We start from the raw sequence: 25,239 nt of genomic DNA, 5'->3' as shown, positions 1-25,239 counted from the left end.
TTATATGTTATTTCGTGAATAGTTGTAAAAATACAACAAAAAACAGGATGACGGTAATCGTCATCCTGTTTTTTGTTATGTTGACTTTGCAATCAAACAGCTTACATCATGCCACCCATGCCGGGCTGGGCCATTGGAACAGCTGGCTTGTCCTCTGGCTTGTCGCAGATAAGGCACTCTGTGGTAAGGAACAGTCCTGCTATAGATGCAGCGTTCTCAAGAGCTACACGTGCAACCTTAGCCGGATCGATGATACCAGCCTTGCGCAGGTCCTCGTAAACATCTTTGCGGGCATTGTAGCCGAAGTCGCCCTCGCCCTCGCGGACCTTGTTTACTACTACAGAGCCTTCACCGCCTGCGTTTGCAACAATCTGACGCAGAGGAGCCTCTATGGCGCGCTCTACTATGTTGATACCTGTCTGCTCGTCGGCATTGTCGCCCTTCAGGTCTTTCAGTGCGTCAAGGGCACGGATGTATGTGACACCACCTCCGGCAACAACACCTTCTTCCATAGCTGCACGGGTAGCGCAGAGAGCATCGTCTACACGGTCTTTCTTCTCTTTCATCTCTACCTCGCTATTGGCACCTACGTAGAGTACTGCTACACCACCAGCCAGTTTTGCAAGACGCTCCTGCAGCTTCTCCTTGTCGTAAGAGCTCTTGGTGTTGGCAATCTCGTTCTTTATCTGGGCTACACGGTCAGCAATATTCTCCTTCAGACCCGCACCATCAACGATAGTGGTGTTGTCCTTGGAAACGGTAACCTTCTTTGCAGTACCAAGCATCTCGATGGTTGCCTGCTCGAGCTTCAGACCCTTGTCCTCGCTGATTACAACACCACCAGTAAGCACGGCGATATCCTCAAGCATAGCCTTGCGGCGGTCGCCAAAGCCTGGTGCCTTAACAGCACATATCTTCAGGCCACCACGCAGACGGTTTACAACCAATGTGGTGAGAGCCTCTGAGTCTACGTCCTCAGCGATAACGAGCAGAGGGCGTCCGCTCTCAGCTGCTGGCTGGAGGATAGGCAGGAAGTCCTTCAGATTGCTGATCTTCTTATCGTAGATGAGGATATATGGATTGTCCATTACGCACTCCATCTTCTCTGCATCGGTAACGAAATAGCCAGAGAGATAGCCACGGTCGAACTGCATACCCTCTACGACGCCGATGTTTGTATCGCGGGTCTTGCTCTCCTCAATGGTGATGACACCGTCCTTAGATACCTTGCGCATGGCATCAGCAAGCAGCTTACCAATCTCCGGGTCGTTGTTGGCAGATACCGTAGCTACCTGTTCAATCTTGTCATAGTTGTCACCGACAACCTCAGCGTGCTCCTTGATATAGTCAACGACCTTGGCAACGGCCTTGTCGATACCGCGCTTCAGATCCATTGGGTTAGCACCTGCCGTAACATTCTTAAGACCCTCGTTGACGATAGCCTGTGTAAGGATGGTGGCAGTAGTTGTGCCATCGCCGGCATCGTCGCCAGTCTTGCTGGCTACGCTCTTTACGAGCTGAGCGCCAGTGTTCTCGAACTTGTCCTCCAGCTCAACCTCCTTGGCAACGGTAACACCATCCTTGGTAATCTGGGGTGCGCCAAACTTCTTCTCTATAACAACGTTGCGTCCTTTAGGACCGAGTGTAACCTTTACGGCGTTGGCAAGCTGGTCAACACCATTCTTCAGCAATTCGCGTGCGTCAACGTCAAACTTTATATCTTTTGCCATAATGCTTATTCCTTTTTATTATTATATAAATATGTGTATTAACAAATCATTACTCTACTACAGCGAGCACATCGCTTTGGCGCATCATGAGATATTTCTCGCCGTCAAGCTCGATCTCTGTTCCGGAATATTTTCCATAGAGCACGATATCGCCCTCCTTGAGAATCATCTCCTCGTCCTTAGTGCCGTTTCCTGTGGCAACAATCTTGCCGCGCTGTGGCTTCTCTTTAGCTGTGTCAGGAATAATAATTCCACCAACTTTCTCTTCTGCTTGTGCAGGGAGTACCAGTACTCTATCTGCTAATGGTTTAATGTTCATTGTTCTTAAAGTTTTAGAATTTGTTGTCTGCCATTCCCTTTTGCCAAAACTGTGCCAAACGGGTTGTGACTGACATATTGTCACAACCCGTTCAAAATGGCATATAATAACATGAGCTTACTGCAGCGTGATGGCCATAATGCCTATGACAACGTCGCAGGACAGCGTTTTCAGCCTGAAGGCTTTCACGCGTTTCTCTGGGTTAAGGTTCATGCAGAGTATCTGGGCCGCCCCCGAGGGGATTGTGTTCTGCTCTGCCGTGCGCAGCTTAGTGGCTATTATGCCCTGCCGTTGCAGTTCGGTGTACAAGTCGCGGCTTATGGTGCCGCTGCCGAGGTGTACACGGTAGGGGCGGGGAGAGATTGCCGTGAAGGCGAGGCCGTCAATGTAGTAGTCCTGTTCTATCGGACACCAGTTGTCGGGATTGCGCAGCCTTAGCGTGTCGCAAGTGCCGTCGGAGTATATGGCCATGACGATGCCGTTGTCTATGCGGCTCTGCATGTTGTTTGTGCTGCCAGCCATGAGCAGCCATGCCTTTGATGCCTTACCCTTGGCCTTGATGTCTATGCTGTCGGGGTAGTTGTCCCATAGTGAGGTGTATGCGATGTTGTGTCCCGTTGTTGGTGATGCGAAAGTGACACCCTGGCGTGTATCGAAGATACCGTCTGTTATTGTGGCCCTGTATGCGGAGTCGCTTATCTCAGCCGTTTTCTGAGGAAGACACCATTCGCCGATGCCCTGTACGGGTATCTGCAGTGTGGTGTAAGGCGGACGGGGTGACAAGTATTGATTCTTGAATATATCGTCAACGTTGGAGTTGAATGCTATTGGCAGATGTCTCTCCCGTTTACCTGCTGTTGGCTCCATGTTGTCTATGCCCCAGCCGTATGCGTTGCACAGTGTGTCAGTTGCCGTCCTGAGTGCCGTCTCGACCGGTTTCCATTGGCTTGCCAGCCAGTCATCGTCTGCTGTCAGTACCTGATGCTGTTTGCCGTTGCCCCTAATCTCGGCAAACTGTCCGTCGCCGAGGCTTATTCTCCATACAATGGTCAAAGGTTGCGCAAACTTCTGTGTTACGCTAAGTATGCGCTTGCCATTCCGCCTGGTGTAGGTATAAGTAATATAAGGAGTGGAGATGGAGGCGCTGTCCCAATGGCTGGGAAATCCCGGCTGAAGGATGCACCTTCCGTTCATGGCGTCGGGACGTATGCCAAACAGTCCGTTTACGATGGCACGTGATGATATGCCCACGTTGTCACCGAAGTCACGGTAGGCTTCAGACCTCGCCTTGTCGTAGTAGCTTATCTGTCCGAAGTTGCCGGGGCTTGCTCCAAGGAACATACCGTCGAGGATGTCGCTTTTCAGCAGTGCGAAGCCTTCGTCATTGCGGCCTGCCTGGAAGAAGGCCAGTGCCATGTTCATAACCTCCTCGTGGGCAACATTGTTGGTGCTCCAGTCGTAAGGCATCCAGTTGGTTGTCGCTATGGTATGTCCGACTATAGCCCCGCCGTCGGCCCTAACGGGAATATGCGGCAACTTGTCGATGACATACTGTGTAGACAGCCATGCCTGCCTGTCGGTAGTCACGCCGCAGTCTATCGGAGTATAGATTGACCACAGTGCGGCACTTCTGTGCAGCCTGCCTGTCCCCATAAGGTCCTCAAACTCTGCCCAGTGCCCTTCCTTGTCTATCCACAATCTGCTATTCATAGCTTCCCTTATGGCCTCGGCCTCAGTCCTGAATGGCGTTGGGTCTTCGCCAAGTATCTCTGCCATGCGTGCTGCCATCAGATTGCAGCGGTAGTTGTAGGCCGAGCTGTGGGTCACGGCACCGCCGTTATACCATAGTGCGTCGCTTGCCCATATACAGCAGTACGCGTCGTAGAGATGGTCGCCGTCGGGGTCGAAATTCCTCTTTTCCCATGCAAGGTGACTTTTTACGACACTCCACATGCGTCTCATAAAAACAGTGTCCGCATTATGGCAAAAGTGCGTCATCAGCTCGTCCATGTAGTTGAGGTTCATGTCGTAGTGGTGCATCTTTCTGTTGTCATTGGGGTTGCGGCAAATATATCCGTTGGAGTACATTTGTGTGCCCCATTTCTTCTGTGCTCTTGCCATGTTCATTGCAGTGTCCTGTGTGGGGTGGGGGTAGATGGGAAGAACATCTGTCACCTGGCTCTTGGCGTATGCGTCGAAGTGGCTTTCTGCCCTGTCGTTCCATCCCAGCACGTCAGCAACGTATGCTGCCCGCCACCCAGCCAGCGGCATGCGCCAGCCTATGCATCCGTGTAGCCATGTCTCGCCATCCCACAACCCGTCGGCTGCTGCCACGAGATTAGAGGCGAGGGTGTTGATGAACTCATCGGGAGTATGGAAAGCCAGTGTGGAGGTCAGTCTCAGTGTTGCCTCCATCTGACTGTCGAAATACTCCTTGCATGAACCCTCTCCGCACTCAGCCTTGATTTTTCCCGCATTCTCTATGACGAAAGTGGCTTGTCCGGAAGTCCCGTTCAGGGTTATGCTTTGTTTTTCAAAATCTTGTGCAGACGCATTATCCTTCGGGTCGTAGCTCTCTCGTGGTTCCATGCCGAGGTCTCCCTCTCGCTTCATGCCCATACGCTTTGTTGGTACAGTCTGGATGGTGACAGATAGATGGCTGCTGAAGCCGCTGCATGCCAAGCTGAAGAGACCAGCCTCGCGGTCTTGGGCTGCAATGGCCGTAATGGTTATCTCTCCGCCATTCCAACTCTGGTCGGTCATCTTATATCTCCTAATGCCGCCCTTGTAACGTGCCTCGCACCATGAAGTGCTGTCTAACCTTGTCGTTGTGCCATTCACCGTAACCATGAATGATATGTTGCGGTTGTGGCGTTTGTCGTAAGTGGCAAACACCGGGCGGTCGCTTGTCTCAAGGCGGTAAAGGGTGTGCGTGCCATATAGGGCACGTGTATATCTGTTGTTGCCATTGACGCATACTATCTCCCCGTTGTCGGGATGGTAGTTCATGGTTCTATACGCCTTTTCCTGTGCCCAACTCGATGCTGTAAGCAATAGTGTGAGGATAAAAAAAACTGTTTGTCTCATCTCATGTAGTTTGTTTTTGCAAAGTTAATGAATGGTTTTTGAAAGACAAAGGAAAATTGATAAAAACCTCTCGATTGCAATCCTCATAGCAGATATCTGCGTTATGAGGGGGAGTTCTCTCCTAAGGAGAGTGGCATAGCAACAGAGCACAAACGAAGCTTGAATATATTAAAAAGGGGGCATCATACGTTTCGGGTGCTTATCGCTTATTGTTGCGTGGTCTGTATATAATGTTTGCATTGCTGATAAGGTTAATAACCTTACGGCCTTAAGGTTATTAACCTTACAGCCTTAAGGTTATTAACCTTGTCAATGGTGCATCTATATTCTTAGGCCATGACAAACATTTAAGACCCTCTTTAAACATAATAAGCTATAAGACATCACCCCATATTTTGGATGAGCCTAAAAAAGTGCATAAAAACTTGTTTGTTATTCGGGAAAATATTATATTTGCATCATGGAATCCCAAGATATACGATATCAAGAGACGGCCATTGACTTAATAGCTAATTAAAAAGTGGAAATCATGAAAATCGGTATTCCAAAAGAAATCAAGAACAACGAGAACCGCGTGGGAATGACCCCAGCGGGAGTAGCAGAATTAGTTCGTCACGGGCATACTGTCGCCGTTCAGCATACTGCGGGCATAGGGAGCGGATTTGCTGATAGTGAGTACGAGGCTGTTGGTGCTACCATCTTGCCCGGCATAGCCGATGTCTATGCCTTTGCCGACATGATAGTGAAGGTGAAGGAGCCTATCGAGCCGGAGTATGAGCTGATACGCCATGGCCAGACGCTGTTTACCTATTTCCATCTTGCTTGCGACCGGCCTCTGACCGACGCCATGCTGAAGAGCGGAGCCGTGTGCATAGCCTACGAGACAGTGCAGACAGCCGACGGGGCCTTGCCTTTGCTCGTCCCGATGAGCGAGGTGGCAGGAAGAATGGCAACCATTAACGGAGCCTATTATTTGCAGAAGACCAAGGGGGGCATGGGCAAGCTGCTGTGTGGCGTGCCTGGAGTGAAACCCGCAAAGGTTCTGGTGCTTGGTGGCGGTACCGTAGGACAGGCTGCCGCAAGAGTGGCTGCCGGCATGGGAGCAAATGTTGTCATAGCTGATGTGTCATTGAAGCGTCTGCGCGAGCTGTCCATCTCTATGCCTTCGAATGTCGACACGCTCTATTCGTCGGCCCACAACATTATCCGCGAGTTGCCCGATACGGATATCGTAATAGGTTCTGTGCTTATTCCTGGCGACAAGACACCACATCTCATTACGCGTGACATGCTGAAGATTATGCAGCCCGGTTCGGTGCTGGTCGATGTTGCCATAGACCAGGGTGGATGCTTCGAGACATCAAGACCGACCACACATAGCGAGCCTGTATATGAAGTTGACGGCATAGTACATTATGCTGTCGCTAACATACCGGGAGCTGTGCCTAACACTTCCACTATCGCCCTTACCAATGCTACGTTGCGATATGCCGTAGAACTGGCGGACAAGGGATGGCAAAGGGCTTGCCGTGAGGATGCGGCACTAAGGGCCGGACTCAACGTTGTGGAAGGCAAGATTGCATATAAGGCCGTGGCTGATGTGTTCGGCTTGGAATATGTCGAGCCAGAGCTGTAACAAACAAATATAGTATTATGGATTTTATAGAATTATGCAAGCGGAGGTTCTCCGCACGTAAGTTTACTGCTGAGGCCGTGTCTCCGGACGATTTGCAATATGTGCTTGAGGCTGTCAGGCTGGCCCCATCGGCCTGCAACAGGCAGCCTTGGAAGTTTGTCGTCATTCAGAGCGATGAGGCAAAGGCAAAGATTCAGCAATGTTATGACCGCGAATGGTTCATGTCTGCTCCACTGTATATACTCTGCATGAGGGATAAAGAGCGTAATTGGGTGAGAGGAGACGGCAAGCAACACGGCGACATAGATGTGGCCATAGCTGTTGAGCACTTGTGCTTGGCAGCCGCCGACAAGGGGCTTGGCACTTGCTGGGTGTGCAACTATGATGTCAGCAAGGTGCAATCGCTTTTCGCCCGTGACGGATATGAGGCTGTCGCCATAATACCCTTGGGACATATAGCGGCTGACTGCCCGCATGGCGAGAAGATTCGTAAGAGTGCCGATGACATAATAGAATATGTATGATGCCATGGTGACAGGAAAAAGACTGCTGATGGTGCTGTATACAGCATTGTCCATTGGTTGCCTGTTGCCGTTGTACGCTGCCGATGGGGTACTGCTCCATAGGCAGCGTTCTTTTCGCAATAACGTTCCGCCCGGCAACTATAGTGGCATTGCCTGGCTTGGAGAAGACCGCTACGCTGTGGTCAGCGACAAGTCAGATGCTGAGGGATTCTTCGTGTTCTCTATTGCCATAGACTCCATTAATGGCGACATACAGAATGTACGCAACCTTGGGTTTGTGGAGTATGCAAGGGACAACCGGGACATTGAAGGTATAGCATTGGTACCGCAACGGCAAATGGTGGTAATAAGTGGTGAGGCTGACAACCGCATACGGGCATACTCTGTTGGGGGAGGCGCTGTAGACATAGATATTCCTCAGGCGGCAGTCCATTCCGCGCTGCCTGCCAATGGAGGTTTGGAGTCTCTGTCGTATAATGCTGTTACCGGAAGAATGTGGACATGCAACGAGACGGGACCTGTAAGGATGGCGGAATACGATACTCTGTTCTCAATCAAGGGAATTTATGATTATCCACTTGACGCACCGCTGAAGGAAGAGGCCAAAGCAGCACATTACGCTCATGGCGTAAGCGAGATATGCGCTGATGACGATGGTACACTACTTGTGATGGAAAGAGAGTTCTTTGTTCCTAAGCGCAAGATAGGAGCGTCAGTAAACTGCAAGTTGTTCAGGTTCTCGCCTTCTGGTGGAGGCAAGCAACTGTTGGGGCAATGGAAGTCACGCTTGAACCTTCTTAAGCGAAACATTGCCAACTACGAGGGCATGTGCTTCGGGCCGCGCCTCGCAGATGGCAGAAGAGTCGTCGTTATGGTGGCCGACTCACAGGGGCAATATAAAGGCGTGATGAAAGACTGGTTCCGCACGGCAGTCATACAGTAAATATGATGTAAATAAATAAGCTACAAAATTGTTGTAAGATAAAAGTTTTTCCTTACCTTTTGAAAATAATCACCACCTTCATGCCTAACATCCTTGCATAAGGCACCAGTTTCAATGACATTCTATTAATAATTCATAAACAAAAGAATTTTTCCATCTATTCTTTTCATATTTACATCAATATGCCATAACTTTGCAACCAAATACATAACATATTATTCATTTAAACATCTACGATTATGCCACAGACTCCAATGACAATCCGTATCGATAGCCAGCAGAAAGCAAAGTTCGACAGCCTCTGCGAGCAGTTTGGAATGAGTGCCAACACCGCCATCAACATCTTCGTGCGCCAAGTCATCCGCCTCCGCCGTATCCCCTTCATCATTTCCGCAACCGAAAGCGATGAAGACATTCGTGCCAAGGCAATCGAAGCATTCCAAAGCTTGAGAAAAGAAGCAGAAACGAGCGTGGATCCTGAAATGACTCTTGAAGAAATTAACGCTGAAATCAATGCCGTAAGGGAAGCAAAGGGTTAATGGGTTAAGAGTTTAAAAGTTTAAGGGGTTAAAAGGTTAATGGGTTAAATTGAAGGGTTATGGATAAACGAACTTTCAGCTTTGAATCTTTAGATGCTTATAGAGTAGCACGTAGATTGGTTTGCGAAGTATATGAGTTACAAAAGAGGTTTCCCGTTGAAGAAAGATATGCATTGTGTGACCAAATACGTAGAGCTGTTATATCCGTAACCAGTAATATTGCAGAAGGAAGCGGTCGTAAATCATATAAGGAGAAGATACATTTTATAGAAATATCATTCGGAAGCCTTACTGAGACTTTTTCCCAACTTATAAATGCTCAAGACCTTGGGTATCTTTCAGAAAATGATGTCGAAAACATACGTCCCTTATTCAATCATGTTGCCGCTCTTTTATCCAACCTAAAGAAAAGATATGAAAGAGAATCCTCAAAACCTTAACCCTTTCACCCTTTCACCCTTTCACCCTTTCACCCTTTCACCTTAAGCATTTCCCCGTCACGCCGAAGGTTGTGACACCGTCTCAAATCATTGCCATTATCGAAGAACGATAATCCGCAATGCGAGGAAACAACCCCTCGCAATGCGTCTCCACTCCACCCATGACATTCGGTATGCCACGGGTACCAGTTGCTCAACTTTCGCAAGAAAGGAAAACAGTTGGTAGTTAAGGAGTCAAGCCAAATGTCGTTGCGCTTATATCCAATGCTCCAAACTAATGGCTTAATTCCCAGCGACCAACGGGAGCAATAACTCCTTAACACCCTATACAGTAAACTGTTAGTCTTATGGCTTACGTCCGCGGCCATTTGCCGCGTTTCTCCCTCCTTTGTCTTTCGGTCGCTTGTTGTCGTTGTTGAAGTTGGGATTGAAGGACTTTCTCTTGGTTGGCTGCTGCCGCCATTGTCCATCCTGTCGCTTCTGCTTCCTGTAATCTTTTACGTAAGGCTTGGGCATACCCTCGTACAGTTGTTCTATGAGGTCGGCTCTGCCTATGCGTCTGAGCTCGTTCTCTATGGAGGCTCTCTCCTCAGGCTTGTACCAGAAGAAGAACTGCCTCTGTGCCAGCTTCTCACGTGGTGTCTTCGCGCTCGTAACAGGTTCCAGCGTATATGGGTCGTAGCCTGTATACCAAGTCTCCGTGCTGATGGTCATGGGCGTGGGAGTGAAGTCCTGCACCTGCTCAAGATGGAAGTCGAGTTTCTTGGTTATTACGGCAAGTTCTGCCATGTCTTCCTCAGCGCAACCGGGGTGTGAGCTGATGAAATATGGAATAATCTGCTGGTTTAGCCCTTCCTCGCTGTTTATCCTGTCGAAAATCCGCTTGAAGTCGCCAAACTGGCTGAATGGCGGCTTGCGCATGAGGTTCAGCACCTTGTCGCTCGTATGCTCGGGTGCCACCTTCAGCCGTCCGCTGACATGCCGTGCGATAAGTTCTCTGGTATACTCGCGTGCCGCACGGTTGGTGTTCTCGTCCTTGCTCTTATGCAGGAGCAGGTCGTAGCGAACGCCGCTGCCTATGAAGCTCTTCTTTATTCCCGGCAGGGAGTCTACTGCGCGATAGAGTTCCAGCAGCTTTGTGTGGTCGGTATTGAGGTTGGGACATATCTGCGGGTGTATGCACGATGGACGTTTGCATTTCTCGCAAGCCTTTTTGTTGCGTCCGCACATGCCATACATGTTTGCCGACGGGCCGCCGAGGTCGGAGAGATAGCCCTTGAAGTCGTCCATCCCAATTACTTGTCTGACCTCACGCAGGATGCTCTCCTTCGAGCGGCATGTGATGAACTTTCCCTGATGGGCGGAGATTGTGCAGAATGCGCATCCTCCGAAACATCCGCGGTGGATATTCACCGAGTGCTTGATCATGTCGTAAGCCGGAATGCGCTTCCCCTTGTATTTGGGGTGGGGGAGTCTGGTGTATGGCAGGTCAAAGGAGGCGTCCAGCTCCTCGGTAGTCATCGGCGGATAGGGTGGATTTACCACGGCGTACTTGCCGTCGACAGCCTGCAGCAACCTCTGTGCGTGCATCTTGTTCGACTCCTCCTCTATATGCCTGATGTTCTCGGCCTGTGCCCTGCGGTCGTGTAAGCATGTCTCATGTGGATGCAGTACGATATCGTCGTCGCCAATGCCTCCGGGTATGTTCTCCTTGCGGCATAGGAATACAGTTTGTGGAATGTCGGTAACAGCCCTGATGCCCTCGCCGTCTTGCAGACGGTTGCTCAGCTCCAGTACCGGTTTCTCGCCCATACCATATATAATAAGGTCGGCTCCTGAGTCGCAAAGTATGCACTTACGGAGCTTGTCCTGCCAGTAGTCGTAATGCGTAAGCCTGCGCATGGATGCCTCAATGCCACCGAGCACAACAGGTGTGTCGGGGTACAGGCTTTTCAGTATCTGGCTGTATACTATTGTCGGATATTCGGGCCTGCAGTCGTGTCGGCCATCAGGACTGTATGCATCCTCGCTTCGCAGTCTCTTGTTGGCTGTATATTTGTTGACCATAGAGTCCATGCATCCTGGTGCAATGCCAAAGAAAAGCCGCGGCTTGCCCAGCTTGCGGAAGTCACGGTAGTCGCCGTGCCAGTCTGGCTGTGGAACAATGGCCACTTTGTAGCCTGCAGCCTCAAGGGTGCGGCCTATAACGGCAGCTCCGAATGAGGGGTGGTCGATATAGGCATCGCCAGAGAACAGAATGACATCCAGCTCATCCCATCCCCTAAGCTCGCATTCTTTCTTCGTTGTCGGAAGAAAATCGGATAGTCTGTATTGTTTTTCCAAAAATGATGATGTTTATTATTTATGTTGAGGAGTTATGTAGAGGAGTTATGATGAGGAGTTATGATGAGGAGTTATAGTGAGCCAATAGCTTTTCGCTCTGTTTTTATGGATTGAACATATGGCTTTCTAACTCCTTTCTAACTCCTTTCTAACTCCCTTCTAACTCCTTTCTAACTCCCTTCTAACTCCCTCTTAACTCCTTTCTAACTCCCTATTAAGGTTCTTGCTGTCCCAGTCGATATATAGCATTATGAGCTTGTGAAGTCCAAATGCTTTCATATTAGTATTGTAGATGACGTCAAGGCAGAGGTCAAGTAGAGCTTTGTCCTGTCCGCTCTCTGATTCGAGCATGGACCTTATGTTGAATTTCAGCTTGTCGAGAACGTCTTCGTCTACTATGCCGTTACTGTCTATTAGCCCTTGCAGAAGGGAGTACTTCCTGATGGTCTCAAGATGTTGGTCGCTGACCTCAATTGTCCGCGTTCCTGATTGGTTTGCCTGAATCTTATACATGGTTGTGAAGTGTTTTTTTGTTTATTTGTTGTTGGTATATGTCTTTGGTAGCAATGTGTGTACGGCCCTTTACGGTCTCACATCAGATAGCTTAGGATGGCAGTCATTATGGCGGCGCGCATATCGGGCTCTGTGATGCACTCGAATGGGAAGCCCAATAAGAACGTTGCTTGTCCGTCTCCCTTGAATGCTACTCCTGCGCTGCTGCCATCGGAGTATTGGGCAGGGCATATAGCCCCATCCATGGGAGCGAGTACGTCGCAACGTGTGGAGGCATAGTGTGAGGCGTTTAAGGTTCGGAAGAAATCGAACGAAAGCCCCATGCCGTTTACGCCTGCCAGAGAGTCGGTCCTCAATGCGCCCTGCATGTTTGCCTTGAATGTTTTTCCCATCCACAGCCTTTCGTCTTCTGCTGTCATGTCTGAGCCGCAGTAGGCTCCGCTGACGAACAGCCGACCATTATGTTGCAGATATGAGGAAATGGCATTGCGAAGTGTCGAGGGGAATGTCTTGTAGAACGTGGGATTGTAGACATCATATTTCTGTAGTCCCATGATGATGTCCACGCAGTCGTAGTTGCGCATGTCTACACGCCCCGTCTGTACAGCCTCCACAGATGAGCTGGCAATGTTGTAGCGTCTGGCTGCCGCTATTGCTTCCGCATGAGTGGTGACATAGTTGAATGTGTTGCCGGCTACGAACTTCCCAGCCATCTCGTCACCGCAGTAGCCGAGACCGCCAGGACCCGTGACGCCCATTCGTGACTTGTTAAAACATAACTGTCTTCCGTTCCATCCTGCTGTAAGTCCGTAGCTTACGCCTGGGTCGGCATCAATGTCGAATCCCTGTGCCGAAGCGTTGTCTATCACAGCAGGTGTAGAGAGGCGCGTGAAGCCGTTTACTATAAGAACGGTCTTGTCAGCCCCGGGCTCGACTCTGGCCGAGAGGGTTTCTGACGGGAAACTTTCGCCACCCCTGTTTACTGCCGTCACTCGGAAGTTATAGGTCACCCCAGGCTCAAGCTCCAGGGTGTAGGATGTTCCCTTGACATTGGTTCCATTATCGAAGCCGCCTGTACCTGCCGACACATATATATTATATGATGTAGGAACAGCAGTCGGTTCAAGAGGGTCGTTCTCTGGCGCCCATGTGAGCCGCGCTTTGCTGCCGTCCTCAATTCTTACGGAGAAGCTATGGGGCTTGAGTGGCTGAACAATATACGGAGTGCCGTGCATGTTGTTGACGAAGCGCAGAATGGTCTTGTACAGTGAGCGTGCCATGGTGAATTGAAAGTTCGGGTCACAGCCGAGCTTCATGTCGGGAAAACTCTGATGCGATAGCGTCTCGATGATGGCCGATGGCACTTCAGGCAGGCGTGTCTCGCTGTAGTTGCGGTCCCACAGGTATCGTCTGTTCCACTTGCCGTACTTGAATGAGATGTCACGCATCAGTCCAGAGAGCAGTTCTTCTGCAAAGTCCTTTGACGACAGTCGTGAGATGCCGGAGTTGAGCCTGCCGTCGTTGAAGTCGGTAGTACAGATAGCCAATGAGCCTACAAGCCCCTTGCCGTCGCGTTCGAAGCCCGCATCGCTATGGATGGCCAAGGACATCTCGATGGGCACTTTCAGACCGTCCAGTGCGGGCACGTATGGTGAGCCTCCCGCAATCCAGTTCGACATCTTTGAGCGGGCATTTATGTCATCAGTATAGTCGTCGGTGCCATTTTTGCCGTTGTATACAGATGTTGGAGCACCTGCCCATTGCGCATAGTACCTCGCACCTTCGAGCGCACGAGGATATCCGCTAATGGTACCACCGCGCTCTATATTTCCCATACCTCCACCGAACCTTACGGCATCTGCGGTCACAACTCCTCGCTTACGGCTTTGGTTGGACAGGGTCACACAGTTGTATATACTGGAGCCTTTGTCAAATTCAAAAGTCCCAAGGTACACCCATGTGCCTCCGCCCATCTTCTGGTTTACGGTAAAGACAGTCTGCTGTCCTTTGTGGTGAACAGTATATTGTGCATCATCAATGCTATTTTCCATGGTCTGATAGCTCACATATACTGCGTAGCGGCCTTCCTCCTTGAAAAATGGTTGCCAAATGGCAGCTGCCTTGTCGGCCTTGCGTGTTGCGGCGATAGTCCGGGCGGAACCCATAGCGAAGGCGTTCTCTCCGTTGCGCATTACTCCTCCTTGCCATCCAAATCCCCGTTTACCGGTTGTTGTCCACGGCTTGCCATCGCTATGCTCGGAGTAGAACGACTTGCCATTAGGCAGACATCCGTCGTTGTCTACGATAATCTCTTCCGACTGCCAGTCGCGCTCGCGTGGAGTGAAGACATTGGCACCGGCATTCTCAAGCATAGGTATGAGGAATGGCACCACTATGGTCTGTGTGAAAAGGTCTTCGGTTGTGCCGAAGAGGTTTGGTCGCTGCCATTTCCAGAACCCTTTTTTCTGGTCGTAGTATCGTCCATGGCTTGCCCATAGAGAAAGATGCCTGTTGGCCAGTCCGTGGGTGATGCGGTTGGGACGTGAGATGTTCCATGTCCACGGCTTCCCATTGTAGTCTATGTCCTCCCAAAGCCCTCCAATGGCATAATCTTTGGTCTTTCTGGGAATATACTCCTCAAGCGGCAGGCCATTGAGCATGATGGTCAGCTTGTATTTGCTGTATTGCTTAGGCAGGCTCTTCCTCATCTTCTTGTAAGTCTTGCTTACGGTCTTCTCATTTATTTCCTGCTGTGCAAGGTTCTCGTCTGCCACCATGGTCACGGTGCGACTTGTCTTGTCTACGGTAAATTCAAGATTGTCCGTTTGGGCAAACATGGACTTTGCTGATATCACAAGTAGCAGTATCAGCATACAGCGCAACAGTGATGACGGCAGCAATGTATAGATGAATGATGAGCCAGTATAATTTTGTTGTGTCTGAAACTCGCAGTTTGTCATCAACTTATACTTCTCCTATACTAAACAGTTCAGGGTGCTTACCCTTGTAGTCCTTGAAATAGAGCTTTATTTCCCTCATTTCCTTTTCCAGGTCTCCTGATGGAATAAAGCTGTGAGTACACTCTATTAGTTTTTTTTCATAGTCGACACCATAAAGCAGAACGGGTATGCGTGCCTTGACGGCAATAAAATAGAATCCCTTCTTCCATTCTGGGTTCAGCGACCTTGTACCCTCGGGTGTGATGCAGAGCTTGAAGGAGTCTCGTTCCTTAGCCTGTTCTGCGAGGATGTCGGTCATGCTACTGTGTTTCGAGCGCCACACAGGTATGCCTCCCATAGCCTTGAAGATTGGACCAAGGGGCCAGAAGAACCATTCCTTTTTCATAAGGAAGTTGGTCTTTATGCCTTCAGCGTGGGCATAGAGCTGTCCCAGGATGAAGTCCCAGTTGCTGGTGTGTGGAGCAAGGCAGATGATGTATTTGTCTGGATGAACGACAGTGATGTTTTTCTTCCATCCCATCATCCTGTAAAGAATGAAACGGCAAAAACTTCCTATCATTGCAGTTATCCCATAGCATTGATCTGATCGATGATTTCTGTAGCCTGCTTTGTGAAATCAACTTTCAGTTTGGTGAAATATGTCTTCTGTGGCAATCCTGGCTCAGGATGCGAAATTCTTCTTATGAAGTCGTCGTGAACAACTATTATTGACGTAAGTATTCCGTTGACGGTATCCTCGTCCTTCTCACTTCCATACAATGATGCAGCTATACACTCGGCGAAGAGGTCAGCGCATACAATGTTGATGTCCTGTTTAAGTTTTCTCTTGTTTGCCATAATGTAACGAAATGGTTAAATAACACCCCAAAGATATGAAAAAAAAAGCAAAGTTTGCATATTGCGAGAAAAAAAATATCGAAATCGAAGATTTTCCTTTAATATTTCGTGGAAAAGCAGTATTTTTGCATCAGAAAATCACGTTTTCAACTATTTATATATTTAAAGAAATGAAAAAGAGTCTTTTGCAGAGAGAAAGGGCTGCTTACCAGCCAAAGCTGCCAAAGGGCCTTCAGGGAGCCGTAAAGGTTAAGGAAGGCGAACCAACACAGAGTGTTGGCGATCAGGAAGAAATCAAGAAAATGTTCCCTAACACCTATGGAATGCCTCTCATAGAGTTTGTTCCGGGAGAGGCTAATGTTGACAGAAAGATGAATGTCGGCGTTATCCTTTCTGGTGGTCAGGCACCTGGTGGTCACAATGTCATCTGTGGTATCTTTGATGCAGTAAAGAAGATTAATCCGGCAAATAAGCTGTATGGCTTTATCCTTGGTCCTGGTGGACTTGTAGACCATAACTACATGGAACTTACAGCAGATATAATCGACGAGTATCGCAACACGGGCGGTTTCGACATGATTGGTTCCGGACGTACCAAGCTTGAGAAGGTTGACCAGTTTGAGAAGGGTCTTGAAATTATCCGTGAGCTTGACATCCAGGCTGTTGTAATCATTGGTGGTGACGACTCCAATACCAACGCATGTGTGCTTGCTGAATACTATGCAGCCAAGAACTATGGCGTGCAGGTTATCGGATGCCCGAAGACAATCGACGGCGACTTGAAGAACGACCAGATAGAGACCAGCTTCGGTTTTGATACTGCCACAAAGACATATGCAGAGCTTATCGGCAATATCGAGCGCGACTGCAATTCCGCACGCAAGTACTGGCACTTCATCAAGCTTATGGGCCGCTCTGCATCACACATCGCACTTGAGTGTGCTTTGCAGTGCCAGCCAAACATCTGTATTATTTCTGAGGAGGTAGAGAAGAAGGATATGTCCCTCAACCAGATTGTTGAGCAGATAGCCTCTGCTGTGGCTGACCGTGCCACACGCGGTGACAACTTCGGTGTAGTACTTATCCCAGAGGGACTTATCGAGTTTATTCCTTCTATCGGTCGCCTCATTGATGAGCTTAATGACCTGCTCGCAGAGCACGGAGCAGACTATAAGGACCTTGACAAGGCTGCACAGCGCGAGTATATCCTTGCCCATCTGAGCAAGGAGAATGCCGAGACATTCGCCACTCTGCCAGAGGGTGTTGCCCGTCAGCTCTCTCTTGACCGTGACCCACATGGAAACGTTCAGGTATCGCTCATCGAGACAGAGAAACTCCTCTCTGACATGGTGGATGCCAAGCTTGCTGAATGGAAGAAGGAAGGTAAGTTCGTTGGCAAGTTTGCTGCCCTGCATCACTTCTTCGGCTACGAGGGACGCTGCGCTGCTCCTTCTAACTTCGATGCAGACTACTGCTATGCACTGGGCGTTAGTGCCGCACAGCTCATCGCAAACGGCAAGACTGGTTACATGGCTATTGTTAAGAACACTACCGCTGGTACTGACGACTGGAAAGCAGGAGGTGTGCCAATAACCATGATGATGAACATGGAGCGCCGCAACGGTGAGATGAAGCCTGTTATCCGTAAGGCTCTCGTTGAGCTCGAGGGCAAACCATTCAAGAAGTTCGTTGAGAAGAGAGATGAATGGGCACGCGAGACATGCTTCGTTTATCCTGGCCCAATTCAGTACTGGGGACCTGCATCTGTTTGCGACCGCACAACACGCACTCTTGCTCTTGAGCAGGAAGACAAGTAATAATTGCTAAGCAATACTCTAAGCCGGGAGAATGGGGCTCCTCAGAATATTCTCTGAGGAAACCTTATTCTCTCGGCAGTTAGTGTGAAGACTTAACATATACACATATATTTATATAGGCTTCTGCACAAGTGATTGCTGAAGACGCCAATTTTGATTAAAAATTAAAAATAGAACGACAGACAATGACCGGCAAACGAACGACAGGCAAGAGAAGAAGCACTTCGACACCGAGGGGCCGCCGTCGCAATGTTGCCCAATCACATCGCGCCCCTTTTTTTCTCAAATGGCTTAACCGCTATCCTAGATGGACATGGTGGGTAGGTGGAATCGGCATAGCTTTGCTATATATCTGGGTGTTCTATTATTTTTTCGTAAGTCCAACAGGATTCAGATGGCGTGCGTTGTATGGAGACGCCAAGTACCCTGACGGTTACGAGATACATGGTATTGATATCTCACACTATCAGGGAAAGATAGACTGGGACATGCTTCAGGGCAATGCTATGATTGAGGGCTGTCCATTGCGCTTCATCATTATCAAGTCTACGGAAGGCTCTACACGGGTAGACCCGAAATTCAAGGACAATTTCTATCAGGCAAGGGAGTATGGCTTCATACGTGGTGCCTACCATTTCTGGAGCAACAAATCATCAGCAAGGGCACAGGCGTATCACTTCTTGCGGCAAGTCCACCTTGAGGATGGCGACCTGCCCCCTGTACTTGATATTGAGCATATGCCCAAAGACAAGACTGTTGAGGACTTCCAGAGAGACGTGCTCACTTGGTTGCATATAGTTGAGGACCGTTACCACGTGAAGCCTATCATCTATACCTATTATAAATTCAAGGAGCAGTATCTCAGTGCTCCTGTCTTCGATGACTATCCTTATTGGATAGCCCACTATTATGTTGACAAGGTGGAGTATAAGGGCAAGTGGAAATTCTGGCAGCATACCGATGCCGGCAAGCTTCCCGGTATCAAGGGGTACGTGGATTTCAATATATACAACGGCTCCTATTACGACCTCAAGATGCTTACCATCGGGGCAGACAAGGAGTAGGGCAGGGGATGCCGTTGCACCCTCGTCCGTAATGCCCTGCTCTGTCTATATCAGTCGCCTTAGTGCTGCAAGCAATTCCTGATTCTCCGTCTTTGAGCCTATTGTTATTCTCAGGCAGTTGTTGCAGAGAGCGACACGTGTGCGATTTCTAACTATAATGCCTTTTTCAACAAGGTAGTCGTATATGCCCTGGGCATCAGTCATTTTGGCCAGAAAGAAGTTGGAGTCTGACGGATAAACTTTCTCGCATATAGGCAGTTCGGTGAAAGCCGCCATCATCCTTCCCCGTTCCTGAAGCAATACGGTAACCCATTTCTCAACGTCAATCTTTGCCCTAAGTGCTTCCTTGGCTTTCTGCTGTGTAAGGAGGTTGATGTTGTATGGGTATTTCACTTTGTTGAACAATGCAATGATGTCTTTTGACGCGTAGGCCATACCGAGCCTTATGGCGGCACACCCCCATGCCTTGCTCATGGTGTTGAGGACTATTATGTTTGGCCATTCCTCAAGGTCGAGCCTGAATGGCCTCTCGCTTGAGAAGTCGCTGTACGCCTCGTCTATTACCACTATGCCATTGAAGTTGCTGAGCACCTTCTCAATCTGCTTCCTGTCAAGATTGTTGCCTGTAGGATTGTTTGGCGAGCATATCCAAACAATCTTTGTATGCTTGTCGCAGGCAGCGAGAAGCTTGTCTGCGTTTAGGCTATAGCCCTCGCCGAGCTCCACTGGGCGGTATTCCACATTGTTTATGTCGGCACATACCCTGTACATGCCGTAAGTAGGCTCTATGGCCACCACGTTGTCCTTTCCCGGCTCGCAGAAGATGCGGTAGGGCAGGTCTATGGCCTCGTCGCTGCCATTGCCAAGGAATATGTTCTCAGCCGGTACTCTCTTGATTGTCGCAAGTTCTTCCTTCAGCTCCGCTTGCAATGGGTCGGGGTAACGGTTGAAGGGCTTGTTGTATGGGTTCTCGTTGGCATCAAGGAACACGGTGGCAGTATGCCCGCTATATTCGTTACGTGCAGAACTATAGGGTGACAGGGCTTTGATGTTTGGCCTGACGATATTATCTAAGTCGAACGTTGTCATTTTTCTTGTTGCTATTGCCGTAGGCGTTTTTTGCTACAGTTAAAATCTATTGTTCATTCATCCTTACTCTCATGGCATTGGCATGTGCTTCAAGTAATTCGTTCTCTGCCATCACAACCACGGCTTTGCCAATGGACTGTACTCCCTCGCGGGTGAGATGCTGGAATGTAATCTTTCTGTTGTAGCTGTCCAGGTTTACCCCGTTATAGGCCAGAGCATATCCATGGGTGGGCAGAGTGTGGTTTGTTCCGCTGGCATAGTCGCCTGCACTCTCGCAAGCGTATCTGCCAAGGAATACGCTTCCTGCGTTTATGACTTTTGCTGCCAAGGTATCAAAGTTGTCTGATGGCAGAATAAGATGTTCTGGTGCATAAGTGTTGGCAAGGTCCATCGCCTCGTCATCGTCTGCCACCAATACAAACTTGCTGTTTTCAAGTGCCTTAGCTGCCATGTCCTTTCTGGGAAGTAGTGCAAGCTGTCTTTCGATTTCCCTTTCCACCTTCTGTATGAACTCCTCTGATGTCGAGATAAGCAGTACTTGGGAGTCTATACCATGTTCGGCCTGTGACAGCAAGTCGGCTGCAACGAATGCAGCATCGCAGCTGTTGTCTGCCACTACGCACACCTCACTTGGCCCTGCAGGCATGTCTATGGCTGCGTCATGCAGGCTTACCTGCTGTTTTGCCGCCATGACATACTGGTTGCCCGGTCCGAATATCTTGTATACCTTTGGCACGGATTCCGTACCATACGCCATGGCTCCTATAGCCTGTACTCCACCGGTTTTGAAAATCTTGCTCACACCTGCAACTCTGGCTGCTACCAGTATGGCTGGGTTAACGTTCCCATTGCGGTCGGGTGGGGTACACAACACGATTTCGCTACAGCCGGCAATCCTGGCTGGGGTGGCAAGCATGAGGACGGTAGAGAACAGCGGTGCTGTCCCGCCGGGGATGTAAAGCCCAACTTTCTCTATTGGTACGCTCTTCTGCCAGCAGGTCACTCCAGGAGCAGTCTCTACCTTCACGCCGTTGAAATGCTGTGCCTCGTGGAAAGAGCTTATGTTGGCATGGGCAAGCTCTATGGCCTGTCGTAATTCTGCAGGAACGCTGTTCCAGGCTTCCTCTATCTCGTTCTCGCTGACAGCAAGACTGTCGAGACGCACGTGGTCGAACATCTCCTCGTATTTCCTCACTGCCTCATCGCCGTTTGCCTTTATGTCTCCGAGAATGTTGCTTACGGTGGCATTTAGCGTTGACGTATCAAGTTGTGGCCGTTCTGTTATACTTGCCCAGTCTTCCCTTTTGGGGTATCTGATAATATTCATCTTGCCGCGTTGTGTGTCTGTTATTGTTTGTTTTCAGAGTATCATCTTTTCGATTGGGGTCACAAGGATGCCTTGAGCTCCCAGCTCCTTGAGCTTGCCGATGATTTCCCAGAAGCGCTTCTCGTCGAGAACAGTATGAATGGAGCACCATTCCTCGTCGGCCAAAGGTATGATGGTAGGACTCTTGATGCCAGGCAGAACATTGGTGATGTCTGCAATCTTATCCTTTGGCGCATTCATCATTACGTATTTCTTGTCCTGTGCTGACCTTACGGCCTCAAAACGGAAGAGCATGTCATTGAGGATGTTGTGCTTCTCGTCATCCATCTTCCAGTTGCCTATGAGCAATGCCTCGCTTTTCATTACCACTTCCACCTCGCGCAGATTGTTGCTCGCTAGCGTGGAGCCGGAGCTGACAATGTCGAAGATGCCATCGGCGAGACCTATACCCGGGCTTATCTCTACGCTGCCCGTTATTTCATGGATGTCGGCCCTGATGCCATTCTTGTTCATGAACGAGCGCAGGATGTTGGGGTAGCTGGTGGCTATTTTCTTGTTGTTGAACCACTGAAGCCCCGTGTAATGTATTTCCTTAGGTATAGCCAGGGAGAGCCTGCATTTGCTGAACCCCAAATGAGAGATTATCTGAGCGTCCTCACCTTTTTCTATAAACTCATTCTCGCCAACGATGCCTATGTCGGCAACTCCGTTAGCTACACTTTGTGGAATGTCATCGTCTCTAAGATACAATACCTCCAATGGAAAATTGGAACTTTGTACCAATAATGTCCTTTTGCTGGAGCTAACTTTGATGTCTGCCTCTGCTAGCAGATTCATCGTGTCATCGAAGAGCCTGCCTTTAGACTGAACTGCTATACGTAACATATAATCTAATTTTTTAAAAATTATGTGGCAAAATTACGTAAAAATACCCGAATTAGCAAATAAAGTGCTACTTTTGTAACCGCTTTCCATGAATATAAGAAATATATACGTTATAATGGCGCTGCTGGCACTCATGGCGTGTGACCGGCAGCGTAATGTGGAGACCACACCCTGGGGTTCTGTGGTCTCCAGTGATAGTGTCATGCTTAATGGCAATAGTTTTACCCTTGATGACATTCAGGCAAATGGTGAGCTGATTGTGCTGACGATGACGGGCCCTGATAACTATTACGATTACCATGGACGTGGCCTTGGCACACAGTATCTGCTTGCGGAGAAGTTCGCCCAAAGCCTTGGAGTATCGTTGAGGGTGGAGCTGTGCAGAGATACTGCCGAGATGGTGTCGAGACTTCAAGCAGGCGATGGCGACATTATTGCATGTTTGCTTCCCAAGGGCATGAAAGGGATGACGGCAGCAGGAGTCTGCAACGAGGCAAAGTCATGCAGCTGGTATGTGGATGAGGAAAATGGTGAGTTGGCAACTGCACTAAACAAGTGGTTCGACCGTAAACTCGTAGCCATGGTCAGGAAAGAGGAAGATATGCTTTTCTCAAAGAAGGCTGTTACCCGTAGGGTGTATTCTCCTATGCTCAACAGGGCTGGCGGAGTAATAAGCCATTACGACCGGTATTTCCAGCAATATGCACCCTTGGCCCGGTGGGACTGGCGCCTGGTGGCAGCACAATGCTATCAGGAGTCTACATTCGACCCGCAGGCACGCTCGTGGGCCGGTGCCTGTGGGTTGATGCAGATTATGCCGAAGACGGCAGAGTATCTTGGACTGCCTATGGGTGATATCTTCAATCCGGAGAAAAACATCGAGGCTGCATGTCGCTACCTGGCAGAACTGAACGGCAAGTTATCTGATGTCAGGGACAGGCAGGAGCGTGTAAACTTTGTTCTCGCCTCGTATAATGGCGGCATACTGCATATACGTGATGCCATGGCTCTTGCCGAAAAGAATGGAAAGAACAAACACAGGTGGGCAGATGTCTCTCAGTATGTGCTTGGACTCGCAAAGCCACAATATTATAATGACCCTGTTGTTAAATACGGGTATATGCGAGGGGCGGAAACTGTAGATTACGTGCAAAGAATTAATGCGCGTTACGATGAGTATCGTGGCGTGGCGCGTGGCAATAGCGGTTTCACACCTTTTGGAGGAGGCTCGCAGTCGCCCCGTAAGTCGGAAAGGAAAAATCGCTTCGAGGTTTGACTTCTCCTGTCGTTCCTTTCCTCCCTATTCTCTTGTCCAGAGTAGGACTGACGATTTCTGTGACAGTTTTGCCCATCTCAGACGCAAAGCTTTGCATCCGCCAACGCAAAGCATTGCAAGTGCCAACGCAAAGCTTTACAAGTGCCAACGCAAAGCTTTGCATGTGCTATCGCAAAGCTTTGCATGTGCTATCGCAAAGCTTTGGCGGTATAGGATTTTCTCAGTGAACCGGATAAGGTGCCTTCATTTAGGACTCCCCTTCCCATTTTTTCACTGATCCATCTTTGGAGGCGGATGGGTATCTTCGTCTTTTGTTGTTTTTTGCCAATAATAGTGTTGCGGGATTAGCTTCTTCTTTCCATTAGCACTACGTTCTCTACGTGCGGAGTGTGCGGAAACATGTCGACGGGCTGTACGGCAACAACCTTGTACTCTGCGTCAAGGTCACTTAGGTCGCGTGCCTGAGTGGCAGGGTTGCAGCTGACATATACTATTCGTTTCGGCTTTGCACGAAGAATTGTCTTTACCACGTCGGGGTGCATGCCTGCACGTGGAGGGTCGGTGATTATCACGTCGGGCTGTCCGTGCTCCTTGATGAAGTCATCGGTTAGAATGTCCTTCATGTCTCCAGCATAGAATAAGGTGTTGCCGATACCGTTAATCTGGCTGTTCACCTTGGCGTCCTCGATGGCTTCGGGCACATACTCTATACCGATAACCTTCTTTGCTTTCCTTGCCACGAAGTTGGCAATTGTTCCCGTGCCTGTATATAGGTCGTACACCAGTTCTCCGCCTGTAAGCTGTGCGAACTCCCTTGCCACGCTGTACAGATGGTATGCCTGTAGGGTGTTGGTCTGGTAGAAGCTCTTCGGCCCCACTTTGAACCTCAGGTCTTCCATTGTCTCGAATATGTGGTCGTTCCCTCTGTACACTTTCAGTTCAAGGTCGGCAAATGTGTCGTTGCATTTCTGGTTGTCAACATACATGAGCGATGTTATCTGCGGGAATGTTGCCGCCACGTGTTCAAGGAGTGCCAAGGCGCGTTCCTCATCGCCATCGGCATCGTAGTGGAACTGTATCAGGACCATCCACTCGCCAGTATTGGAGTTCCTTATCATGATGTCGCGTAACAGGCCGTGCTGTTCTCTTAGGTCGAAGTAGGTCATACCCGTAGCCTTGGCGTAGCGGTCAATCTCGTTGCGTATGTCATTGTGTAGGTCATCCATGAGCCAGCATTTTGTGATGGGGTATATCTTGTCGAAGGCACCCGGAATATGGAAGCCAATGGCGTTCAGGCTGTTGTCTGCTTTCCTGAACACGGAGTCTTCCGGTGCATCCGATTTTGGCATGTTCTTCAACTCGTCTGGTGTGAACCATCGTTTGTTGGAACATCCGTATTCAATCTTGTTCCTGTATTCCTGTGTCTTTACCGAACCCATGATGGGGCTGAACTCGGGCAGTTCTATCTTTCCTATCCTTGACAACTGGTCATACACCTGCTTCTGTTTGGCTTTCAGCTGCTCTTCGTATGGCAGGTTCTGCCATTTGCAGCCACCGCAAACACCAAAATGCTTGCAGACAGGCTCAGTCCTGATGTCGCTGTATTTGTGAGTCTTTATAACTTTTGCCTCGCAGTAGCTTTTCCGTTTCTTTGTTACCTGCAGGTCAACGACATCACCAGGTACACAGAATGGCGCAAATACAACCATGTCGTCTATTCTTGCCAGGCATTTGCCTTCGGCTGCAACATCCGTCATGGTTACGTTCTCAAGTATGGGGAGAGGTTTCTTTCGTGACATATTATATAAATAGGTTATGTATTTGCCTGCAAAGGTACAAATTAATTCTCAATCCTGCTACTCTGCCGTTGTTTTTATGCTTCTGTTTGCGCAAACATTTGATAATGTAAT

General features: G+C 49.3%; 20 protein-coding genes. 8 read left to right on the top strand and 12 right to left on the bottom strand.

Annotation, left to right across the window (positions count from 1 at the left end; translation table 11 throughout):
- Positions 1-101: 101 nt before the first annotated feature.
- The 3 genes from groL to CIL02_RS02985 all read right to left on the bottom strand — a co-directional run bounded on the left by groL (position 102) and on the right by CIL02_RS02985 (position 5,136).
- A complete protein-coding gene (gene groL / locus CIL02_RS02995; protein ID WP_094399004.1) occupies positions 102-1,730 on the bottom strand; it encodes a chaperonin GroEL in 1,629 nt (542 codons plus the stop codon).
- Between the two features lie 49 nt (positions 1,731-1,779).
- Positions 1,780-2,049, bottom strand: a complete 270-nt coding sequence (locus tag CIL02_RS02990; protein WP_094399003.1) for a co-chaperone GroES — start codon at positions 2,047-2,049, stop codon at positions 1,780-1,782.
- A 117-nt stretch (positions 2,050-2,166) separates the two neighbouring features.
- The gene (locus tag CIL02_RS02985) at positions 2,167-5,136 is read right to left on the bottom strand and encodes a DUF4450 domain-containing protein (RefSeq protein WP_094399002.1); all 2,970 of its coding nucleotides are present in this window, start codon (positions 5,134-5,136) and stop codon (positions 2,167-2,169) included.
- A 529-nt stretch (positions 5,137-5,665) separates the two neighbouring features.
- On the opposite strand from CIL02_RS02985, the gene ald reads away from it, so the two are divergent.
- The 5 genes from ald (at position 5,666) to CIL02_RS02960 (ending at position 9,218) form a co-directional block, all read left to right on the top strand.
- The gene (ald, locus tag CIL02_RS02980; RefSeq protein WP_094399001.1) at positions 5,666-6,772 is read left to right on the top strand and encodes an alanine dehydrogenase; all 1,107 of its coding nucleotides are present in this window, start codon (positions 5,666-5,668) and stop codon (positions 6,770-6,772) included.
- A gap of 17 nt (positions 6,773-6,789) precedes the next feature.
- The gene (locus CIL02_RS02975; protein ID WP_094399000.1) at positions 6,790-7,296 is read left to right on the top strand and encodes a nitroreductase family protein; all 507 of its coding nucleotides are present in this window, start codon (positions 6,790-6,792) and stop codon (positions 7,294-7,296) included.
- A gap of 4 nt (positions 7,297-7,300) precedes the next feature.
- Positions 7,301-8,239, top strand: a complete 939-nt coding sequence (locus CIL02_RS02970) for an esterase-like activity of phytase family protein (RefSeq protein WP_170934992.1) — start codon at positions 7,301-7,303, stop codon at positions 8,237-8,239.
- A gap of 239 nt (positions 8,240-8,478) precedes the next feature.
- Positions 8,479-8,778 carry a type II toxin-antitoxin system RelB/DinJ family antitoxin gene (locus CIL02_RS02965; RefSeq protein WP_094398998.1) on the top strand — a complete coding sequence of 100 codons (300 nt, stop codon included), beginning with the start codon at positions 8,479-8,481 and terminating at the stop codon, positions 8,776-8,778.
- 59 nt (positions 8,779-8,837) lie between these two features.
- Positions 8,838-9,218 (top strand): four helix bundle protein, encoded by a 381-nt coding sequence (locus CIL02_RS02960; RefSeq protein WP_094398997.1) that lies wholly within the window; start codon positions 8,838-8,840, stop codon positions 9,216-9,218.
- Positions 9,219-9,563: 345 nt separating this feature from the next.
- On the opposite strand, the gene CIL02_RS02955 is transcribed toward CIL02_RS02960, so the two are convergent.
- The 5 genes from CIL02_RS02955 to CIL02_RS02935 form a co-directional block, all read right to left on the bottom strand.
- Positions 9,564-11,561: a YgiQ family radical SAM protein gene (locus CIL02_RS02955; RefSeq protein ID WP_094398996.1), complete on the bottom strand. Its 1,998-nt coding sequence runs from the start codon at positions 11,559-11,561 to the stop codon at positions 9,564-9,566.
- Between the two features lie 192 nt (positions 11,562-11,753).
- On the bottom strand, positions 11,754-12,074 hold the full coding sequence (locus tag CIL02_RS02950; RefSeq protein ID WP_094398995.1) for a hypothetical protein: 321 nt from the start codon (positions 12,072-12,074) through the stop codon (positions 11,754-11,756).
- Between the two features lie 77 nt (positions 12,075-12,151).
- Positions 12,152-15,034: a fibronectin type III domain-containing protein gene (locus tag CIL02_RS02945; protein ID WP_240513505.1), complete on the bottom strand. Its 2,883-nt coding sequence runs from the start codon at positions 15,032-15,034 to the stop codon at positions 12,152-12,154.
- A gap of 4 nt (positions 15,035-15,038) precedes the next feature.
- Complete coding sequence (locus CIL02_RS02940; RefSeq protein WP_094398994.1) at positions 15,039-15,593, bottom strand: 1-acyl-sn-glycerol-3-phosphate acyltransferase; 555 nt, start codon at positions 15,591-15,593, stop codon at positions 15,039-15,041.
- A 5-nt stretch (positions 15,594-15,598) separates the two neighbouring features.
- Complete coding sequence (locus CIL02_RS02935) at positions 15,599-15,871, bottom strand: hypothetical protein (RefSeq protein ID WP_094398993.1); 273 nt, start codon at positions 15,869-15,871, stop codon at positions 15,599-15,601.
- A gap of 170 nt (positions 15,872-16,041) precedes the next feature.
- On the opposite strand from CIL02_RS02935, the gene CIL02_RS02930 reads away from it, so the two are divergent.
- Together CIL02_RS02930 and CIL02_RS02925 are read left to right on the top strand one after the other, a co-directional pair.
- Positions 16,042-17,688, top strand: coding sequence for a diphosphate--fructose-6-phosphate 1-phosphotransferase (locus CIL02_RS02930; protein WP_094398992.1), 1,647 nt, complete (start codon positions 16,042-16,044; stop codon positions 17,686-17,688).
- A 185-nt stretch (positions 17,689-17,873) separates the two neighbouring features.
- Positions 17,874-18,752, top strand: a complete 879-nt coding sequence (locus CIL02_RS02925) for a glycoside hydrolase family 25 protein (protein ID WP_094398991.1) — start codon at positions 17,874-17,876, stop codon at positions 18,750-18,752.
- A gap of 45 nt (positions 18,753-18,797) precedes the next feature.
- Here CIL02_RS02925 and hisC read toward each other — a convergent pair whose 3' ends face one another.
- From hisC to hisG, 3 genes are read right to left on the bottom strand one after another with little or no spacing between them, the layout of a single operon-like run.
- On the bottom strand, positions 18,798-19,841 hold the full coding sequence (gene hisC / locus CIL02_RS02920) for a histidinol-phosphate transaminase (protein ID WP_094398990.1): 1,044 nt from the start codon (positions 19,839-19,841) through the stop codon (positions 18,798-18,800).
- A gap of 46 nt (positions 19,842-19,887) precedes the next feature.
- Positions 19,888-21,168: a histidinol dehydrogenase gene (gene hisD / locus CIL02_RS02915; RefSeq protein ID WP_094398989.1), complete on the bottom strand. Its 1,281-nt coding sequence runs from the start codon at positions 21,166-21,168 to the stop codon at positions 19,888-19,890.
- A 33-nt stretch (positions 21,169-21,201) separates the two neighbouring features.
- Positions 21,202-22,053, bottom strand: coding sequence for an ATP phosphoribosyltransferase (gene hisG, locus CIL02_RS02910; RefSeq protein ID WP_094398988.1), 852 nt, complete (start codon positions 22,051-22,053; stop codon positions 21,202-21,204).
- A gap of 88 nt (positions 22,054-22,141) precedes the next feature.
- Between hisG and CIL02_RS02905 the strand changes: the two genes are divergently transcribed.
- Positions 22,142-23,329, top strand: coding sequence for a transglycosylase SLT domain-containing protein (locus CIL02_RS02905; RefSeq protein ID WP_094398987.1), 1,188 nt, complete (start codon positions 22,142-22,144; stop codon positions 23,327-23,329).
- Between the two features lie 344 nt (positions 23,330-23,673).
- Here CIL02_RS02905 and rlmD read toward each other — a convergent pair whose 3' ends face one another.
- Positions 23,674-25,128, bottom strand: coding sequence for a 23S rRNA (uracil(1939)-C(5))-methyltransferase RlmD (gene rlmD, locus CIL02_RS02900; protein WP_094398986.1), 1,455 nt, complete (start codon positions 25,126-25,128; stop codon positions 23,674-23,676).
- Between the last annotated feature and the right edge of the window lie 111 nt (positions 25,129-25,239).

Source organism: Prevotella sp. P3-122 (genome assembly GCF_002251365.1).
GTDB lineage: Bacteria > Bacteroidota > Bacteroidia > Bacteroidales > Bacteroidaceae > Prevotella.
The sequence above is the reverse complement of the archived record's forward strand: the minus strand, read 5'-3'. Positions and strand labels throughout refer to the sequence as shown.

Bases quoted from the DNA above. Each gene is read 5' to 3' on its own strand.
- groL (WP_094399004.1), bottom strand. From the start codon at position 1,730: ATGGCAAAAGATATAAAGTTTGACGTTGACGCACGCGAATTGCTGAAG.
- ald (WP_094399001.1), top strand. From the start codon at position 5,666: ATGAAAATCGGTATTCCAAAAGAAATCAAGAACAACGAGAACCGCGTG.
- CIL02_RS02970 (WP_170934992.1), top strand. From the start codon at position 7,301: ATGGTGACAGGAAAAAGACTGCTGATGGTGCTGTATACAGCATTGTCC.
- CIL02_RS02930 (WP_094398992.1), top strand. From the start codon at position 16,042: ATGAAAAAGAGTCTTTTGCAGAGAGAAAGGGCTGCTTACCAGCCAAAG.
- hisC (WP_094398990.1), bottom strand. From the start codon at position 19,841: ATGACAACGTTCGACTTAGATAATATCGTCAGGCCAAACATCAAAGCC.
- hisG (WP_094398988.1), bottom strand. From the start codon at position 22,053: ATGTTACGTATAGCAGTTCAGTCTAAAGGCAGGCTCTTCGATGACACG.
- CIL02_RS02975 (WP_094399000.1), top strand. From the start codon at position 6,790: ATGGATTTTATAGAATTATGCAAGCGGAGGTTCTCCGCACGTAAGTTT.
- CIL02_RS02950 (WP_094398995.1), bottom strand. From the start codon at position 12,074: ATGTATAAGATTCAGGCAAACCAATCAGGAACGCGGACAATTGAGGTC.
- CIL02_RS02965 (WP_094398998.1), top strand. From the start codon at position 8,479: ATGCCACAGACTCCAATGACAATCCGTATCGATAGCCAGCAGAAAGCA.
- CIL02_RS02905 (WP_094398987.1), top strand. From the start codon at position 22,142: ATGAATATAAGAAATATATACGTTATAATGGCGCTGCTGGCACTCATG.
- CIL02_RS02960 (WP_094398997.1), top strand. From the start codon at position 8,838: ATGGATAAACGAACTTTCAGCTTTGAATCTTTAGATGCTTATAGAGTA.
- hisD (WP_094398989.1), bottom strand. From the start codon at position 21,168: ATGAATATTATCAGATACCCCAAAAGGGAAGACTGGGCAAGTATAACA.
- CIL02_RS02945 (WP_240513505.1), bottom strand. From the start codon at position 15,034: ATGACAAACTGCGAGTTTCAGACACAACAAAATTATACTGGCTCATCA.
- CIL02_RS02935 (WP_094398993.1), bottom strand. From the start codon at position 15,871: ATGGCAAACAAGAGAAAACTTAAACAGGACATCAACATTGTATGCGCT.
- CIL02_RS02990 (WP_094399003.1), bottom strand. From the start codon at position 2,049: ATGAACATTAAACCATTAGCAGATAGAGTACTGGTACTCCCTGCACAA.
- rlmD (WP_094398986.1), bottom strand. From the start codon at position 25,128: ATGTCACGAAAGAAACCTCTCCCCATACTTGAGAACGTAACCATGACG.
- CIL02_RS02940 (WP_094398994.1), bottom strand. From the start codon at position 15,593: ATGATAGGAAGTTTTTGCCGTTTCATTCTTTACAGGATGATGGGATGG.
- CIL02_RS02985 (WP_094399002.1), bottom strand. From the start codon at position 5,136: ATGAGACAAACAGTTTTTTTTATCCTCACACTATTGCTTACAGCATCG.
- CIL02_RS02925 (WP_094398991.1), top strand. From the start codon at position 17,874: ATGACCGGCAAACGAACGACAGGCAAGAGAAGAAGCACTTCGACACCG.